The sequence below is a fragment of the Ventosimonas gracilis genome, assembly GCF_001580025.1.
Lineage (GTDB): Bacteria > Pseudomonadota > Gammaproteobacteria > Pseudomonadales > Pseudomonadaceae > Ventosimonas > Ventosimonas gracilis.
This window is the reverse complement of sequence record NZ_LSZO01000184.1, coordinates 21,970-38,483: the sequence shown is the minus strand read 5'-3', so window position 1 is coordinate 38,483 and position 16,514 is coordinate 21,970. Positions and strand designations below refer to the sequence as shown.

Genomic DNA, 16,514 nt, shown 5'->3' with positions numbered 1-16,514 from the left:
AGAGGGGAGGGAAAGTAGGGGGCGCGATAATAGCCTGTGCTAGACTTTTGCGCCTTTAAATTTGTATTGCTCCCCATGTCATCCGACGCTAATTCCAAGCGGCCTGAGCCTTCCAGCCTTGCCATTTATTTTCGCCTGCTTAGCTGGATTCGTCCGTATATCTTGCTGTTTTTACTGAGCTTGCTGGGCTATGTGATTTTTGCCTCGACGCAGCCGATGCTGGCCGGGATGCTTAAATATTTTGTCGATGGGCTGACTCATCCGGAGGCTGCGCTGTTTCCCAATTGGCCGCTGCTCGCCGATTGGCCGATATTGCAGGCTGTTCCTGCGCTGATTGTGTTGATTGCCGCTTGGCAGGGCTTGGGGTCGTTTCTGGGCAATTATTTTCTCGCCAAAGTCTCGCTCGGGCTGGTACATGATTTGCGCGTTGCGCTGCTGCAAAGCCTGCTGCGTCTGCCCAATGGTTATTTCGATGTGCACAATTCAGGGCATTTGATTTCGCGCATTACCTTTAATGTGACGATGGTCACGGGGGCGGCGACCGATGCGGTGAAAGTGGTTATCCGCGAAGGTTTAACGGTGGTTTTTCTGTTCGCCTACCTCTTGTGGATGAACTGGAAGTTGACCTTGGTGATGCTCGCCATCTTGCCGCTGATTGCGTTGATGGTCAGCCGCGCGAGCAAAAAGTTTCGCAAACAGAGCAAAAAAATTCAGGTGGCGATGGGCGATGTGACCCATGTCGCCTCAGAGACCATCCAAGGCTTTCGCGTGGTGCGCAGTTTTGGCGGTGAGGCTTACGAAGCGGCGCGTTTTATCGACGCGAGTGTCGATAACACCCATAAACAACTGCGCATGATTCGTACCACGGCGATTTACACGCCGCTGTTGCAATTGGTGATTTACAGCGCTATGGCGGTGCTGATGTTTTTGGTGCTGTATTTGCGCGGTGATGCCAGCGCGGGCGATTTGGTCGCCTATATCACGGCCGCCGGACTTTTACCCAAGCCCATTCGCCAGCTTTCTGAGGTCAGCTCGACCATTCAAAAAGGCGTGGCGGGCGCCCAAAGTATCTTTGAGCAGCTCGATACGCCGGCGGAGCGCGACCGCGGCACGGTCGAGCGCGAGGCGGTGAGCGGCGCTTTGCAGGTGAAAGGACTTTCCTTTACTTACCCGGGCGCGGCGCAGCCGGTTTTGCAGGATGTCTCCTTTAGCGCACAGCCCGGGCAAGTGGTCGCGCTGGTCGGGCGCTCGGGCAGCGGCAAGTCCACGCTCGCCAGCCTGATACCGCGCTTTTACCATCATGAACAGGGGCAAATTCTGCTCGATGGCGTGGAAATCGAAGATTTTAAGCTGGTCAATCTACGCCGCCATATCGCGCTGGTGACACAACAGGTCACGCTGTTTAACGACAGCGTGCTGCGCAATATCGCCTACGGGGATTTGGCCGATGCTTCACTGGATGAGGTAAAAAGCGCAGCTGACGCCGCTTATGCCGCGGAATTTATCGAGCGATTGCCACAGGGCTATCAAACGATGGTCGGTGAAAACGGCGTGCTGCTGTCCGGCGGGCAGCGCCAGCGTCTAGCCATTGCCCGCGCCTTGCTAAAAAACGCGCCGCTACTCATTTTGGATGAAGCCACTTCCGCACTCGATACCGAATCCGAACGCCATATCCAGGCCGCGCTGGAACGGCTGATGCACGGGCGCACCACCTTGGTGATTGCGCACCGCTTATCCACCATCGAAAAAGCCGATTTGATTTTGGTGATGGAGCAAGGCCGCATCGTCGAGCAGGGCAGGCATGCCGAGCTGTTGGCACAAGGCGGCCTGTACGCCAGCCTGCACGCACGGCAGTTTGCCGATGATGAACCCGCCGCATGCTGAATTTTTTCCGCCGTTTTAGGGAGCGCGGCTGGCAGCCGATGACGGCCTACGATTACGCCAAGCTCTGGCATGCGTTCGGCGGCAGTGTGATCACCCATCCCGATGTGGTGGCAAGGCTGAGCGAGCTTGCGCAAATGCCGGTGCGTTATCTGGGCTTTGCGCAACAGGGCGAGTGGGTTTGCGCTCTACCGACTTGGGGGCGGCATTTGGCGCTCTCCAAGGCGCCACTTAAGCGGGCGGGCAAGCGCGATTTATTCGATCTTGGCAATGCGGAAGTGATTGTGCCGCTGGCACCTGATGCTGCTGTGCCGATGCGACATAAGCTCGATTTTATTTCTGAGCTTAATCAATCGGGACTTAACGGATTGAAAGTGCAAAAAGACGGCCTGATGCTGGCGCGCGAACCCGAGCAATACAGCAAAAAATTTCGCTACAACCAGCGCCGTGAACTGCGTCTGTTTGAAGAAGCAGGCGGCACGCTGCGCCCTGTTAAGGCGCACAGTGCGCAAGCACTTGCCGCCATTTATGCCGATTTATTTTTCCGCCGCTTTGGCTTTGCGCCCAAAGGTGCCGCGCATTTGCCGCAAGTCTTTGGGATGCTTCACGAATTTATGGTCGGGGAAGTGCTTTATTTGCATGAAAAGCCGATCGCCATACAGATTTTGTACCGCGTAGAAGCGCCGAACTGGATTAGCCTGGAATATATCAACGGCGGCGTGGATCCTGCGCAGCAGGCGCTAAGCCCGGGCAGCGTGCTCTGTTTTGTTAATACGCAAAAAGCTTGGGAGGAAGCACGCAAGCTAAACAAGCCGCTGCGCTATTCCTTTGGTCGCGCGGATAAAGACTACAAAAACCGTTGGTGCGAGCGCCACACGGTCTATCGGAGTTAGCCCGTGGATAAACAAGCACTGCTAAAACGCCATCGCAAACGCAATCGATACAAATTGCTGGTGCTGTTGTTGGTGCTATTGGTCGCCAGCCTTTTGGACTGGCGTTGGTTTTTTCCCCTGGCGCTGATGATATGGCTCGCGCAAGAGGCGTGGTTTTCTGACCATCAGTTTTATTCGGCCAAAGTCGATTACCGCTACCGTTTCCCCGAAGACGCACGCTGTCTGCCGCTACCACTTAAAGGCAGCCGCCTGCATCTGCCAGAGGCGGATTTGCACGGCAGTGACACGCTGATAGTGCAGGTCAAGCTAAAAGCCAGTTTATTGGGTCGATTATTTGACCCCGGTCTTATCGCTGGGGACAACCGCCAGGATTTTGAGCGCGGCGCGTGCGGCATTCGCTACTTCAATCTAAGCGGGCAGGAGCAGGCGCTGATGGGCGCAGGTTTACCGCTCAATGCCCGATTTTGCCGGATTATCGGCGAGCCGCGCCTGTACGCATTCAACCATCCCGACTACACGCAAAAACGTCTGCTGATCTTGGCTCCTCACGCCGATGATGCCGAGCTTGCCGCCTTTGGCCTGTACAGCCGCGCCCAAGAGGTTGCCATCGTCACCCTGACCCAAGGCGAAATCGAGGCGTCGCACTACCGTCGCTTTAATCTGGACAAAGCCTGCGCGGCGCAGCTTAAAGGCAGGCTGCGCACTTGGGACAGTCTGGCGATACCGCTGTGGGGCGGTGTGCCACAAAGCCGCTGCGTGCAACTGGGCTACTTTTGTATGCAACTGCCCGCCATGTTGGCCGCACCCGAACAGCGCTTTGCCTCGCGCGAAAGCCTTGAGACGGATATTCGTGCGGCGCGGGCGCACAACCCCTTGCGCTTGCCCGCCGATCATGACGGTCTGCCCACGGGACACAACCTGCTGGCCGACCTGGCGGCGCTGCTCGAACACTTCCGTCCCGAAGTCGTGGTCACGCCGCATCCACAGATCGACGCGCACGCCGACCATATCGCCACCACCGCGGCCTTAAAACAGGCGCTTAGACAAAGCCAGTGGCAGCCACACAGCCTGCTGCTCTACGCCAACCATCTGCACGACAACGACCGCTGGCCAATGGGCCGCGCAAGCGACGGCGTAGCACTGCCGCCGCACTTTGACGACCAAGGCGAGCCGCTACGCCCGTGGAGCCTTTCGCTCAATGCCGCGCAGCAGCTCGATAAAGCCCAGTCGCTCGCCATGCAACACGACTTGCAAACCCCGCTGCCGATGAAAAAACGCCTGCGCCGCCGCATTCAATCGCTACTGGCCGCAAGACGCTGGCCGAATAGCGGCGAGGACGAGTTCTTTCGCAAAGCCGTGCGTCGGCATGAGCTGTTTTTTATGGAAGACTCTTTCCCATCAATGAGCGAGGGGGAATAGACGGGCTTCCCCTCCCGTTTACGGGAGAGATAAAAATGCTAAGGTACGCAGCCAATAAGATGAAATGGATATAAAAAATGGCCGTTTCCTACACCTTGCGCCAACTTAAATACTTTGTCACCACGGTGGAATCCGGCAGCGTGGCCGAGGCTTCGCGTAAGCTGTATATCGCACAGCCGTCGATTTCCAGTGCGATCAAGGCGCTCGAAGAGCATTTTGAATTGCAACTGCTTATCCGTCATCACGCCCAAGGAATCTCATTGACCCCGGCCGGGCAGCGTTTTTATCAACGCGCCTGTGACCTGCTGCGCTATGCGCGTGGTTTTGAACAGGAGGTATTGGCCGATAACGACAGCATCAGAGGGCAGATTGATATCGGCTGCTTTGAAACCGTCGCACCTTTGTATTTGCCACCGTTGCTGGCCGCTTTCCGCCAGCAGCATCCGCAGTTGCAAGTTCATCTACGCGACGGCGAGCAGCAGGAACTGTTGCACGGCCTTGCCAACGGGCGCTTTGATTTGGTGATTTTCTACGCCCACGAACTCGATAACAGTATTGAATGCGAACCCTTGATGCCGCCGCAGCAACCCTATGTGCTGCTGCCGATGGAACATCCGTTCGCCATGCAGCAGCGGGTTTCGCTGCACGAGCTTGCCAAGCAGCCGATGATTTTGCTCGATGTGCCGCCTTCCAGCCGCTACTTTGTCAGTCTGTTTGAACAGGCAGGACTTACGCCCAATATCGTCTTTGCTTCGCCTTCGATTGAAATGGTGCGCGGCATGGTCGGCCAAGGTTTTGGTTTTTCCCTGTTGGTCACACATCCCAAATCCAATATCACTTACGACGGTAAAACCTTGGCTTGTCTGCCACTTGCCGAACCGGTCGAAGGCTCAGGCCTTGTCGCCGCCTGGCTTAAAAGCAATCCACCGAGCAAGCCGGTGCGCTTGTTTGTCGAATACTGCAAAGCGCACCTTGCCCGCGAACATGGTGAGGGCGGGTAAAAATCCTGCAAGCGCCCGATAAATTGGAGCCTCTGCCGCTTGTCGGATAATTAAACAGCTTCGGGGTATTTGGCTTGCTTTTACAGAACAAAGATGTAGTTTTTGTTCCCTAGCACTTTCTAGCGCGCCTAGCGCTAGCGCTAGCGCTAGAGGTAGTAAGTGTTAGATGAGAAGGAAGCTCAGCACCTCTATAGCCCCGCCTCATTTAACCCAGTTGTTTTCCATGCTGTTTACGGAAATTGGGTCTCACATGAAAAGTCCTCAAAAAAAGCAACGTGGTGCAACCTTGTTGGTTGCGTTGGTTCTATTACTGCTGCTCACGGTACTTGCGCTTACCTCTGCGCGCACGGCAACCCTACAACAACGCATGAGCAGTAATCTGCAACAACAAAACCAAGCCTTTCAAGCGGCTGAAAACGGCATTACCGCCGCCGTTTTGCGCTTAAACAAAAATGCGGGGGACGGCCCTTTAAAAGTTGGTGATAAAAAGCAGCTCTGTGCACGAGCGGGCAGCTTTGCCGCTTGGAGCAATACTTGCACATTAACCGATGAGTATGGTTATGAAGTGACCGTTGAGCGGGTGCAGTGCGGTAATGAGCGATCGGATATTTGTTTCGCTATTACCAGTAAGGGTATTCATTTAAACCATGTTGCTACCCATCAACAGGGTTATCTTTTGTCGGTGCAATGCGTCTTGACAGAAGAGCGAGATTGCTAGCGTTGCAAGTTCTCTCGTGTTCTTGCGAGTAATAAAGGGTGTTTACATTCGCTTTAAAGGGAAGAAGTTATGCTGAATAAAACATTACCGCGCACAATAAAGGCTCTGCTCGGGGCAGGGTTATTGCTGCAAGGCAGTTTAAGTTATGCGGACGATACGGATATTTTCTTTGGCGCTCCAGCCAGTGATGTAAAGCCCAATATCTTTTTTGTGCTGGATGATTCGGGGTCGATGGATGGTTGTATGCTAAACGATCAACGTCCGGCTGATTATAGGTGTCCAGGGACGGATAGAAGACAGCGTATCCAGGTGCTGAAAGCCACCATGAATACATTGCTGGATAGTTTTGAAAATAACAGCGTTAATATCGGTCTAATGTCTTTGCGCAATAATACTCAGCATATAGGGTGGGAGTGTACAAATGAGTATTCTATATATGGGCGTGATGTTAGGAATTATGCTTATGGCCGTCTTTGTCCGCCAGGTACATATGCTCATCCTACTTGGAATAATGCTCCTCCAAGAGTATCCATGCCAGTTCAAGCAATGAGCCCTAGTGTTCGCAACGTTGCAAAAATGAGAGTCAATCAATTAACACCTAGCAACAACACTCCGGCCACCATGAGCCTTTACGATGCGGCGCGTTATTTAACCAATGCGCCAAACAAACACGATGCATGGGCCATTAAGCCCAACAGTAGCCCAAGCCCTATTACACAGGAATGCCAGCCCACTCATCTGGTGATGTTGACCGACGGCCAAGCCAATATGAAGGTGGATGTTTCTGCCATAGAGAACTTGATTGGCAAAAGCTGTGATGATCGTACCAATGCTAGCGAACGTTGTGCGCCAGATATTGCCCGTTGGATGAAAACCACCGACCAGTCGCCACTACCGGGCAACCAATTTATTACAACCCATACTATTGGTTTTGCTTTAAATGCATTGGGCGGTGCGGCAGGTCAACAGGTTAGGAAGTACCTGCAAGATATTGCTACCGCTGGCGGGGGCTTGCACCGCACCGCGGATCAAGCCAATGACTTGCTAAGCGCCTTTCAAGAAATTATCAGCAGCACGCTGCAAGCGCAAAATGCCACCATGGTCAATAGTAGCGTGCCGCAAAATATCTATAGCGCCAGTTCAAGGCGCGAGCATAAGCCGGAAGAATACTACCCGCTATTTAAACCCGCAGGTTCCGCCTACTGGGAAGGGAATTTTAAAAAGTACGGATTGGATAACAGCATCCCGCCCGTGACTATCGATGCAAAGGGTAATCCCGCCCATGATGCCAGCGGTGCATTTAAAAGCGATGCGCGCAGTTTCTGGAGCATCGCTGACGACGGCGGCGAGGTTGACAAAGGCGGTGCGGTATCGATATTGCCCGACAATGCCAACGCGCGCAGGTTATTTGTGCATAAAGGCGCTTTGCCGCCCTCTAGTTCGCCTAATGGGGTTGCTTTAGACACAGGACACTATGATTTAAGGTTGGGTAATCACTATATCACCAATAAAGATATTGGTATTGGTGTAAACGATTCAGCCGAACGCAAAGCATTATTTGACTGGATACGCAGTAAAAAAATGGGCGACCCGCTGCATTCCTCGCCGACCTTATTTAGCTATGGTTGCAATGGTTCGATAACGGGCGGTCAATGTAATGGCACCGACAGACAAATGGCGCTTATCGGTACCAATGAAGGCTTTGTACATCTATTTGATACCCATAACGGTGAAGAACAATTTGCCTTTATGCCAGGCGAGCTATTGGGAAATATTAAAACGCTCAAAGAGAATGCAAATATTACCGCAAGCAACGAACATCCCTATGGTATGGACAATACCGTCACTGTTTGGGCGAATGATATTAATGGCAATGGCAATATTGACGCGAGCCAAGGCGAGCATGTGTATGCTTACGCGACCATGCGCCGTGGTGGACGCGGCCTGTATGCGCTGGATATTACCCGACCCAAACAGCCCAAACTGCTGTGGAAAATTATGGGCGGAGAAACAACGGGTTTTGAAAAGCTGGGCTACACTTGGTCGCAACCGCAAAAAAGCAAGATTGTAGATAAAGGACAAGAGATAGACGTACTGATTTTTGCAGGTGGCTACCATACTAATGATGATATACCGAGCAATTATAGGAACACCGTGCCTTATGGTAACGATATTTATATTATCAATGCCAAAACCGGTCAGTTAATTTGGTCCGCCCAAAATGATCTGTCTTTGTCCAAGATGAAGCACAGTATCCCGGGTAAGGTCTACGTGCTGCACAGCTCCATGAGCAACATGGCGACTATTGAGAAAAAAGAATACGCTCAAAGCTTGATATTTGCCGATACCGGCGGACAGATCTGGCGACTGTTTTTAAAGAATGGCGAAGTGGGTAATCTGGCTTCGGATTTTTTAGTCTCTGCTGACGATGGCGGTCCCGGTAAAGAGGGCGTGATTGCCGAGACCAGCAATGGACGACGTTTTTACCATACCCCGAGTGTGGTTGTGCTGCGAGGATCTCAACCTAAGTTAGCCATCAATATCGGCAGCGGTTATCACGCTCGCCCGCTGAATACGAACGTAGAGGATCGTTTTTACTCCATCAGGGTACCCATCTCTCCGTTTTCCACGACGAACCTGGATGACGATAATATACTTCTTGATGTTACCAACAAGTTGACAAAAGCTGAGGGTGAACAGACTGCACAAGCGATAAGCAATAATCAGGCAGCCGGCTGGTATATTAAATTGACCGGTAACGGCGAAAAAGTTATGTCCAGCGCTACCACGCAATTGGGCTCAGTGTTTTTTAATACTTATGTGCCGGGCGTTAAAAGCAATCCCTGCCAGCCTGCTAGCGGTACTAATTATCTTTACGTGGCTAATCTGCTCAGTGGTCGAGCCGTGGAGGAGATAGGTTTTACCGAAAGAAAAATGGCAATGACGGGCTTAACGGGGCTTCCGGGTGCGCCTTATTTCGTTGCGTTGGGAGGCAAATACTACGTGAAAGTAAAACCGGGCCTGGATGGATTTATTGAGATTAAAGGCTCTTTCGATGAACAGGGCAAAAAAACCTACTGGATTGATTTGCAAGACGAATAGTGTGATGTGATCCAAGGACTTGCCGGGTGGACTAAAAGCCATCCAGCAAGTCCTTTTTTTTAACAATCAGAACAAATCAATATTTTAATAATCATACAGGGATTAACCGTTTATCTTGAGCCTTGTGGAAAAAGCTCGTTAACCAGCTCGCGGATTTTATCTTCGGCATTAATAAACTTAGCCAGAGAAAGCACCGGCTTGCGGCTCAGTAAGAATGGGGGTATTACCCAGCGAAAATAACGCCGGTACCGCCCTCGCCAGAGACCTTTACCGCCGCGCTTTGCGCCATTTGCCGGATTTTGAGGCCGCCGATATTAGGCGCGCCCAAAAAGGCATTGCACGCTGCGATAAAAACGCGCGGGGTTGGAATAATTCATAAGCCTTACTGCCATCAGCGCCCAGAGGCAAGACGCGCACTCATTTGCGTTAGACGCTGCGGCAGTTGACCTGATTGTTCGGCAATACTGAAGTTACGCCAGCCGAAAATATGCTGTACCCAAGCATCCGCCTTGCCATCCACCGCAAGGCAAGTCAAGCGCACATCCATTAACCTCGCCTGTTGTACGGCTTGGCGGGCATCTTCAATCAAGTAGCGACTGTCGTGTACGTCAATGTCCGACGGCGCACCATCGGTAATCAGCAGCAAGGTGCGCTGGCCTTCGGGTTCGCTTTGCAGTAGGCGGCTGGCATGGCGCAAGGCGGCTCCCATGCGCGTTGAGTAGCGGCCGGGCAGGGCGTGCAGCATGGCGGCGGCGACGGGGTTCCAGCGCTGGCCGAAATCCAGCAGGCGGTAATAGTTAACCTCGGCACGGGTATTGGATGAGAACGCATGGATGGCGAGCCGGTCTACGCCCTGTACACGCGATTCGACGAGCAGCAGGGCGGCCTGTTTTTCCATGTCCAGCAGGCGGCTGCCATCAGCAGCAGGGTCGTTCACCGATTCGGAAACATCCAGCAAAATCAACAGGCTGGCGGGCTTTGGTCCCTTACCCGGGCGCATAAACAGGCGTGGGTCGGGGCGCAAACCAAGCCTGCGGTCAACCAGTACTTCGACGGCGGCGTTTAAATCCAGATCGTCGCCTTCCCATTGACGGCGCAGGCGGTTGCGACGGTCGAGCTGGCGTACCTGCGGCAGGCGCAGCAAGGTCAAGCGCTGGCGAGGCGACGGTTTGTTGGCAGGTGCTTCGGTCATCACGCCCTGCCAGGCAGGCAGGCGGTCAATCAAGGTGCACCAGTCGGCTTTGAGGCGCTGCGAATGGCGATCCCACTCGGGATAGTGATAGCGGGCGAGTTCCATATCCGGCTGCGGTTCGATATTGGGCTGCTTTTCGCTGGCGGGCGGCGGTGGGGCGGTGCTGTTTTCTGGCAGTACCAAGGATTCTTCTGTTGTTTCCGACTCGGGGTGCTGCCAGAGATAACTGTTATCGTCGCGGTACGGGCTGGGTACGGCGTAATGCTGCGGATCCATACGCACGCGCATTTGTCCCAAGTCATTAGCGAGTAAGGAGGCGAGCGCACGGAATGCGTCGTAGTCCTCCAAGCCGTGTTCTTGTGCGGCATGCTCAAACAGTTCGCGGGCTTTATTGACCCAGTGGTTGCCGTCCTGGCTGTTTGGCAGCAGCAGAATGCGGTCAAGACGTGCCATAAATGCACTGAAGGTTAAATCCAAATCATCCGGCCTGGCGGCTAAGGCGGAGTGCAGCCAAGGCTGCACTCCGGGATGGTCGCGGCAAATCAGGAGGTCTACCCGGGCATCTTCAATGGCTGAAACGATGGCAAGCCCCATTGGTTTTAGTCGCGTGCTGTCCTGTGCGGCGGGCGAATGGCGCAGATGCGCCGCTGCGTGCACCAGCATGGCGCGTTGCAGCGCGAATGACTGCGTATCACTGGTTGTTGCGGGCAGTAGCAGACGGCGGGCGGGCAGGGCGTTGTGTTTTGATGGATTGGGCAAGGCTGCCAGCACGGCGCGGGTAGCCGGTGCTCGTGCGATGAGCGGTGAAGCCGTACTGGTTGCCCGTTGCAGTGGCAGCATTTCCAGTGTTCGACGTGCCAGCGCGGTAGCGAGCAGAGAAAGACGCTGCCAATGACGGCTGTCTTCATCCAGCAGTGGTATGACCTGCTGTTTCATGATGAGTCCTCTGCGGTTTTTAGGTAAATTGTGCTTGCACCAGTTGGTGTAGCGCTTCGGCTGTGTCCGGGTCGTCCGTCAGCGCACGGGTGATGCACATCTCGCAACTGTCCAAAGGCGATACGCCTTCGCGCATCAATAAACCGGCATAAATCAGCATGCGTGTGGAAGCGCCTTCGTCAAGACCACGATTCTTCAACGCCCGTGTGCCGTGCGCCAGACTGACCAAGCGCCGCGCGAGTTCATCGGTTACGCCGGATTCATGCACCACAATGGCGGCTTCGATTTCGGCGTTCGGAAAGTCAAACTCCAACGCGCCGAAGCGCTGGCGCGTGGAGGGCTTCATATCCTTGGCGCTGCTCTGATAGCCGGGGTTATAGGAGACGACCAGTTGAAAGTCCGGATGCGCCTGTACCTGTTCGCCTTTTTTGTCCAGCGGCAATACGCGGCGAGCATCGGTCAATGGGTGGATGACGACCGTGGTGTCTTGGCGCGTTTCGACCACCTCATCCAGATAGCAGATGCCGCCGTAGCGTACGGCGAGTGTCAACGGGCCGTCGTGCCAAGCGGTGCCGTCTACATCCAGCAAGTAACGCCCAACCAAGTCTGAAGCGGTCATGTCCTCATTGCAGGCTAGTGTTACCAGCGGTCGCTTGAGATTCCACGCCATGTATTCGACAAAACGTGTCTTGCCGCAGCCGGTAGGGCCTTTAAGAATCAATGGCATACGGTGCTGGTAAGCCTTGTGGTATAGCTCAATTTCGTTACCGCTTGGTTGGTAAAAAGGTTTTTCGTGAATGCGATAAGCGGCCAGAAAATCCGTCTTTGCGGTTTGTTCAGTGAAAGCTGTTGCTCCATCCATTACCATCTCCCCATCATCATGAGTAAACCCGGCAGCCAGCAAGTCACAATGCCGATGACTGCCGTATAGATGCCCAAAAACGGCAGTTTTTTGCCCAGTCCCAGCGCGAGATAAAAGAAAAACCACAGGCTCGCCCAGAGTAGCCACATGCCGATAACCCGAATATCTGCAGAAGACGCGGCAAAAGCCAGCGCACTGATGGCGACAAACAGGCAGTACCAGCCAAGCCCTACACCTTTAAGGCCGCACCATTGCACGGCGGCGAGGTAAAGGTAGGTAAAGGCAAACAAAAGCCCGCCGCCTACGGCAAAGTAGTCCATTGCACCACTGGCGCGATACAAACCCAGCAGGTTGATGGCAAGGGAGAGCAGCCCGACCAGCAAGTTAAACGGCGCAGAGTCTTTGGCATCAATTCGACCGGTTAGACCGACACCATTGACTATCAGAACTGCGCCAATAAAAAATAACGCAAGACCCAACATGGTAAACCTCCAAGCAAAAAAGCGGCGCAAAGAACCTTTTTTGCGAGAGACTCTGTGCGCTCGTCATCTGCGCGGCTTTGGCTTTGGCATTGGCTTAGGTACAGCTATCTGCCCGATGAATGACAACACATCATCAACCGCGCTTGCGTTGACGCCATGCAACTACTCCTGCCCGCAAAGACAAGGCTTTGCGGGGTTCAGGTTAAAGTTGATGTGCTTGACTGGCCTAGCGGTGTGTGGGCGCTTCGTTCGGCAATCCTTCCATCGGGCATTCGGGTGCGCCCACCGTGGTTCGGGTAAAGGATTCCACCATTTCCCGCGCTCCTTCCGGGTCTTGCACCCATTGGCTGTAGAAGCTGTAGGGGCAGGCCGCTAATCCGCGTTGTTCGGCTTCGCCCGAGTTGATCAGGCCGGTATAGCCGCGGTGCACCAGTTTGAACAGATGATTTTGCGACTGCCCATTACGCCTGGCATCGCGTATCAGATGCTTGGATAGCTCTCCGTATTGGTAGCTGTTTTCTTCCTCACCGGTTTCACCCAAAGTACGCCCGTCAAAGCCAATAATGGCCGAATGGCCGAAGTAGGAATACACGCCGTCAAAACCGGAAGCATTGGCGACGGCGACGTAGCAGTTGTTCATAAAGGCCATCGCTTTGGCGACCAATACTTGCTGGTCTTTCGCCGGATACATGTAGCCTTGGCAGCGGATAATCAGTTCTGCTCCGCGCATGGCGCAGTCGCGCCAGATTTCCGGGTAGTTGCCGTCATCACAGATAATCAGGCTGATTTTTAAGCCCTTAGGGCCTTCGCTGACGTAGGTGCAGTCGCCTGGATACCAGCCTTCAATGGGTACCCAAGGCATGATTTTGCGGTACTTCTGCACAATATCGCCATGATTGTTCATTAAAATCAAGGTGTTGTAAGGCGCTTTGTTGGGGTGCTCTTCATGGCGTTCGCCGGTTAAGGAAAACACGCCCCAGACATTGGCTTTACTGCAGGCGGCTGCAAAAATGTCAGTCTCCTCACCCGGAATGGCCGATGCGGTGTCGTACATTTCCTTGGAGTCATACATGATGCCGTGGGTGGAATACTCCGGGAAAATACACAAATCCATACCCGGCAAGCCGCGCTTCATACCCACCATCATGTCGGCAATCTTACGTGTGTTTTCAATAACTTCAGCTCTTGTATGCAGGCGTGGCATTTTATAATTGACTACTGCTACACCGACGCAATCATCACTGCTGGAAATATCACCGTGTCTCATTGGGTTAATCCTCTATTGTGTTTGTGATTTTAATGACCAGAAGTTCTATATGATTAAAATCCAGCCTTTCGCAACGATAGACGTAATTTATAAATACGATAATTTTAAAAATTTCTATATAATGGTTGTTTTGTTTTGCTTGAGTTATAAAGCAACGGCCTTGAATCAATGGATTTAATGAGGGTTATTAAGGTAAAGGGCGGTATTGATAAGCCGCCCTTATTAAGGAATATTAAAAGCCTATTGAGTTGTTTTTGGGGTTTGTGGAAAAAGCTCGTTGACCATCTCGCGGATTTTATCTTCGGCATTAATATACTTATCCAACCCCGCTATGCGGGCATCGTACAGTGCTTTTCCTATCATGCGGCCATCCTCATATACCTTGATTTCGACATAAGACATATAAATGGTTAAATTCCATTTCCACTGGGCAATGTATTGAGTCGATAAATGACAATCCGAAGGATTGCTGGCGGGAGGGAGTTGTTTTACGGTAAATCCTTTTTCTTGTAGAGCTGCACGATAAGTATCGGTAAATCCTTGCCTGACCTTCTTCGTTGCATTTTCAATCATGCAAATTTCTGGAGGCGATGTTGGGTTTATTTTTACCGGGTCAATGGTTTGTGAAACACAGCCGCTTAGTGCAAAAAAACCGGCAATCATTGCCGTAAGCCGTAAGCCGTAAGCCGTAAGCCGTCATAATGTTTCCTTATTTGGATTGGATGGTATGGGTCATGTTGCAGTCGCCTGTCCGAGGCGGTGCTGATTTTATCATTTTTTATCAATAGTCGTGTTTTGCAAATGGGCTGGAAATTAGAGCAAGTCGCTAACAGGGTAAAGCGTATCGGCGCAATAGGTATAAATGGAATAGATAGACTGTAAATCTGTTGCTTTCTGTTGTTAGAATGCGCGCCCGATTAGCCGATAGAACGCGATTATTTTGCTGGATTTTTCCATTACGCACTGGCAAGCCAGAGCCGCGAGTATGCAATCTGCGTCCAGTTGGCAAGATTGGGCCAGGCAGCCATTTTGCCCGGCAGGGGATAAGCCTTTTGCAGGTTGTGCGGATTTTTTGCCCGCCATGCAGCGCCGTCGTTTGAGTGATTTGGCGCGTGCAGTGCTGGATTGCGTTTGGCCGTTAATGGAAAAGAGCGATAACCACCGCCCGCTGCCGCTGGTTTTTGTCTCGCGGCATGGGGAGACCTCGCGCAGTTTTGAGTTGCTGGGTACCTTGGCGGCGAACGAGCCGTTATCGCCCACCGCTTTTTGTCTGTCGGTGCATAACGCCATTGCCGGGCAGTGGTCGATGCTCTGTGGCGAAAAGGCCGAAGCCGTGGCGCTGGCAGCGGAAGATGACGGTCTTGAACAGGGCTTTATGGAAGCGGCGCTGCTGCTTGCAAGCGGGCATTCGCAGGTGTTGCTGGTGGTGGCGGAAGAAGCCCCGCCACTCGCTTATCAGCCTTGGATAGACGACGTGCCGTTTGCCTATGTGGCGGTGTTTTTGCTGAAAACCGGCTCGGATCTGCGTTTATCGCTACAAGAGCGCAGTGACCATAGTAACCATATGGCGCCGCAGCAATGGCCTAATCCACTTAGTTTCTTGCGCCACTTTCTGCTAGGTACGCCAAGCTGGCAACAGAGCGGCGCAAATGGTGCCAGGTGCTGGCAGTGGGCACGTACGCTATGAATGAAACTGCCATTCGCCGCGAGAATAACGCGCCTAGACAAGATTTTTGGCTATGGCGACTGCTGGCGACAGCGATGTCTTTTGCTTTGTTTGGTTTGGGTGGTTTATTGCTTTGGGCGCTGGTTTTTCCACTGCAACGGCTATTAGGCGGCGATGCACAAACCCGCCAGCGCCGCGCCCGTTTGACGGTGCATCACAGTTTCAGGCTGTTTATCCTCTTTATGCGCAAAACCGGCGTATTGACCCTGGATTTTCAGGGTGCGCAGCAGCTGGGCAAGCACGGGCAGATGATTATCGCCAACCACCCGTCCTTGCTGGATGTGGTACTGCTGATTGGCTATGTCAAGGATGCCAATTGCATCGTTCGGCATGGACTTTCGCAAAATATCTTTACGCGCGGGCCGATTGCTGCCTGCGGCTATATCACCAACGATGAAAGCGCCGATATGTTGGAAAAAGCCGCCGCCGTGCTGCGCCAGGGGCAAACTCTGATTGTCTTTCCGGAAGGCACGCGCACGCCAAAAGATACTAATCCGTGTTTTCACCGCGGCGCTTGCGCCATTGCGCTGCGCGGGGCGCAGTGCATTACCCCGGTGCTTATCCATATGCAGCCGCGCAGTCTTGCCAAGGGCGAGCCTTGGTATAGCGTGCCGCCGCGCCGCATGCACTATCGGTTGACTGCTCTGCAAACGATTACCTTGGACGACTGGCGGCAAAAACATCCCTTGCCGATAGCGAGCCGCAAACTGAATGCACATCTTGAAGCCAGCTTCGTCGATGCGCTGTACTGCCCTTATCTGGAGACCAATAATGACGCTGGAAGATGAACTAAAAACCCTATTGATTGACGCGTTGGGTCTTGAAGATATGACCCCCGCCGATATTGATAATCAAGCGGGACTGTTTGGCGACGGGCTGGGGCTGGATTCGGTCGATGCGTTAGAGCTTGGGCTGGCGCTGCAAAAGCGCTATCAAATCACCATCGACCCACAAACCCATAATATGCGTGAGCATTTTGCCAATATCGCCAATCTGGCCGCTTTTGTGCGCAGCCAACAAAATTAACGGGAACCC

At 53.1% G+C, this 16,514-nt stretch carries 15 protein-coding genes; 10 read left to right on the top strand and 5 right to left on the bottom strand.

Features of this window, described 5'->3' with window-relative positions; genetic code table 11:
* The first annotated feature begins 75 nt into the window (after nucleotides 1–75).
* From msbA to AXE65_RS13890, 7 genes are all read left to right on the top strand, one after another.
* Nucleotides 76–1,884, top strand: coding sequence for a lipid A export permease/ATP-binding protein MsbA (gene msbA, locus AXE65_RS10350; protein ID WP_068391924.1), 1,809 nt, complete (start codon nucleotides 76–78; stop codon nucleotides 1,882–1,884).
* Nucleotides 1,878–2,774 (top strand): GNAT family N-acetyltransferase, encoded by an 897-nt coding sequence (locus tag AXE65_RS10345; protein ID WP_068391856.1) that lies wholly within the window; start codon nucleotides 1,878–1,880, stop codon nucleotides 2,772–2,774. Before msbA ends, AXE65_RS10345 begins: the two co-directional genes overlap by 7 nt.
* A gap of 3 nt (nucleotides 2,775–2,777) precedes the next feature.
* The gene (locus AXE65_RS10340) at nucleotides 2,778–4,193 is read left to right on the top strand and encodes a PIG-L deacetylase family protein (protein ID WP_068391853.1); all 1,416 of its coding nucleotides are present in this window, start codon (nucleotides 2,778–2,780) and stop codon (nucleotides 4,191–4,193) included.
* A 77-nt stretch (nucleotides 4,194–4,270) separates the two neighbouring features.
* Nucleotides 4,271–5,194 (top strand): LysR family transcriptional regulator, encoded by a 924-nt coding sequence (locus tag AXE65_RS10335; RefSeq protein WP_068391850.1) that lies wholly within the window; start codon nucleotides 4,271–4,273, stop codon nucleotides 5,192–5,194.
* 250 nt (nucleotides 5,195–5,444) lie between these two features.
* Nucleotides 5,445–5,912, top strand: a complete 468-nt coding sequence (locus AXE65_RS10330) for a PilX N-terminal domain-containing pilus assembly protein (protein ID WP_068391847.1) — start codon at nucleotides 5,445–5,447, stop codon at nucleotides 5,910–5,912.
* A gap of 69 nt (nucleotides 5,913–5,981) precedes the next feature.
* Entirely contained in the window at nucleotides 5,982–9,014 is a 3,033-nt protein-coding gene (locus AXE65_RS10325) for a pilus assembly protein (protein ID WP_079214135.1), read from the top strand.
* A gap of 214 nt (nucleotides 9,015–9,228) precedes the next feature.
* A complete protein-coding gene (locus AXE65_RS13890) occupies nucleotides 9,229–9,393 on the top strand; it encodes a hypothetical protein (RefSeq protein ID WP_160330610.1) in 165 nt (54 codons plus the stop codon).
* Nucleotides 9,394–9,405: 12 nt separating this feature from the next.
* Here the strand turns inward: AXE65_RS13890 and AXE65_RS10320 are convergent, their stop codons facing one another.
* From AXE65_RS10320 to AXE65_RS10300, 5 genes are all read right to left on the bottom strand, one after another.
* Nucleotides 9,406–11,142: a nitric oxide reductase activation protein NorD gene (locus tag AXE65_RS10320; RefSeq protein WP_068391840.1), complete on the bottom strand. Its 1,737-nt coding sequence runs from the start codon at nucleotides 11,140–11,142 to the stop codon at nucleotides 9,406–9,408.
* Between the two features lie 19 nt (nucleotides 11,143–11,161).
* Nucleotides 11,162–12,004, bottom strand: coding sequence for a CbbQ/NirQ/NorQ/GpvN family protein (locus AXE65_RS10315; protein ID WP_068391837.1), 843 nt, complete (start codon nucleotides 12,002–12,004; stop codon nucleotides 11,162–11,164).
* Nucleotides 12,004–12,486, bottom strand: a complete 483-nt coding sequence (locus AXE65_RS10310; protein ID WP_068391834.1) for an AmiS/UreI family transporter — start codon at nucleotides 12,484–12,486, stop codon at nucleotides 12,004–12,006. Before AXE65_RS10310 ends, AXE65_RS10315 begins: the two co-directional genes overlap by 1 nt.
* Before the next feature lie 226 nt (nucleotides 12,487–12,712).
* Nucleotides 12,713–13,753, bottom strand: a complete 1,041-nt coding sequence (locus tag AXE65_RS10305) for an aliphatic amidase (RefSeq protein ID WP_068391831.1) — start codon at nucleotides 13,751–13,753, stop codon at nucleotides 12,713–12,715.
* Between the two features lie 240 nt (nucleotides 13,754–13,993).
* Complete coding sequence (locus tag AXE65_RS10300) at nucleotides 13,994–14,416, bottom strand: Sbal_3080 family lipoprotein (protein WP_068391828.1); 423 nt, start codon at nucleotides 14,414–14,416, stop codon at nucleotides 13,994–13,996.
* A gap of 322 nt (nucleotides 14,417–14,738) precedes the next feature.
* Here AXE65_RS10300 and AXE65_RS10295 point away from each other — a divergent pair, with 322 nt between their 5' ends.
* The 3 genes from AXE65_RS10295 to AXE65_RS10285 are packed head-to-tail and all read left to right on the top strand — an operon-like array spanning nucleotide 14,739 to nucleotide 16,505.
* Nucleotides 14,739–15,440, top strand: a complete 702-nt coding sequence (locus AXE65_RS10295) for a beta-ketoacyl synthase chain length factor (protein WP_239685075.1) — start codon at nucleotides 14,739–14,741, stop codon at nucleotides 15,438–15,440.
* Nucleotides 15,437–16,267 (top strand): lysophospholipid acyltransferase family protein, encoded by an 831-nt coding sequence (locus AXE65_RS10290; RefSeq protein WP_068391821.1) that lies wholly within the window; start codon nucleotides 15,437–15,439, stop codon nucleotides 16,265–16,267. Before AXE65_RS10295 ends, AXE65_RS10290 begins: the two co-directional genes overlap by 4 nt.
* On the top strand, nucleotides 16,248–16,505 hold the full coding sequence (locus AXE65_RS10285) for a phosphopantetheine-binding protein (protein ID WP_068391922.1): 258 nt from the start codon (nucleotides 16,248–16,250) through the stop codon (nucleotides 16,503–16,505). Before AXE65_RS10290 ends, AXE65_RS10285 begins: the two co-directional genes overlap by 20 nt.
* The last annotated feature ends 9 nt before the right edge of the window (nucleotides 16,506–16,514 follow it).

Coding starts and splice junctions, on each gene's coding strand:
- AXE65_RS10335 (WP_068391850.1), top strand. CDS start 4,271: ATGGCCGTTTCCTACACCTTGCGCCAACTTAAATACTTTGTCACCACG.
- AXE65_RS10305 (WP_068391831.1), bottom strand. CDS start 13,753: ATGAGACACGGTGATATTTCCAGCAGTGATGATTGCGTCGGTGTAGCA.
- AXE65_RS10310 (WP_068391834.1), bottom strand. CDS start 12,486: ATGTTGGGTCTTGCGTTATTTTTTATTGGCGCAGTTCTGATAGTCAAT.
- AXE65_RS10295 (WP_239685075.1), top strand. CDS start 14,739: ATGCAATCTGCGTCCAGTTGGCAAGATTGGGCCAGGCAGCCATTTTGC.
- AXE65_RS10330 (WP_068391847.1), top strand. CDS start 5,445: ATGAAAAGTCCTCAAAAAAAGCAACGTGGTGCAACCTTGTTGGTTGCG.
- AXE65_RS10290 (WP_068391821.1), top strand. CDS start 15,437: ATGAATGAAACTGCCATTCGCCGCGAGAATAACGCGCCTAGACAAGAT.
- AXE65_RS10315 (WP_068391837.1), bottom strand. CDS start 12,004: ATGGATGGAGCAACAGCTTTCACTGAACAAACCGCAAAGACGGATTTT.
- AXE65_RS10320 (WP_068391840.1), bottom strand. CDS start 11,142: ATGAAACAGCAGGTCATACCACTGCTGGATGAAGACAGCCGTCATTGG.
- AXE65_RS10300 (WP_068391828.1), bottom strand. CDS start 14,416: ATGATTGCCGGTTTTTTTGCACTAAGCGGCTGTGTTTCACAAACCATT.
- msbA (WP_068391924.1), top strand. CDS start 76: ATGTCATCCGACGCTAATTCCAAGCGGCCTGAGCCTTCCAGCCTTGCC.
- AXE65_RS10325 (WP_079214135.1), top strand. CDS start 5,982: ATGCTGAATAAAACATTACCGCGCACAATAAAGGCTCTGCTCGGGGCA.
- AXE65_RS13890 (WP_160330610.1), top strand. CDS start 9,229: ATGGGGGTATTACCCAGCGAAAATAACGCCGGTACCGCCCTCGCCAGA.
- AXE65_RS10345 (WP_068391856.1), top strand. CDS start 1,878: ATGCTGAATTTTTTCCGCCGTTTTAGGGAGCGCGGCTGGCAGCCGATG.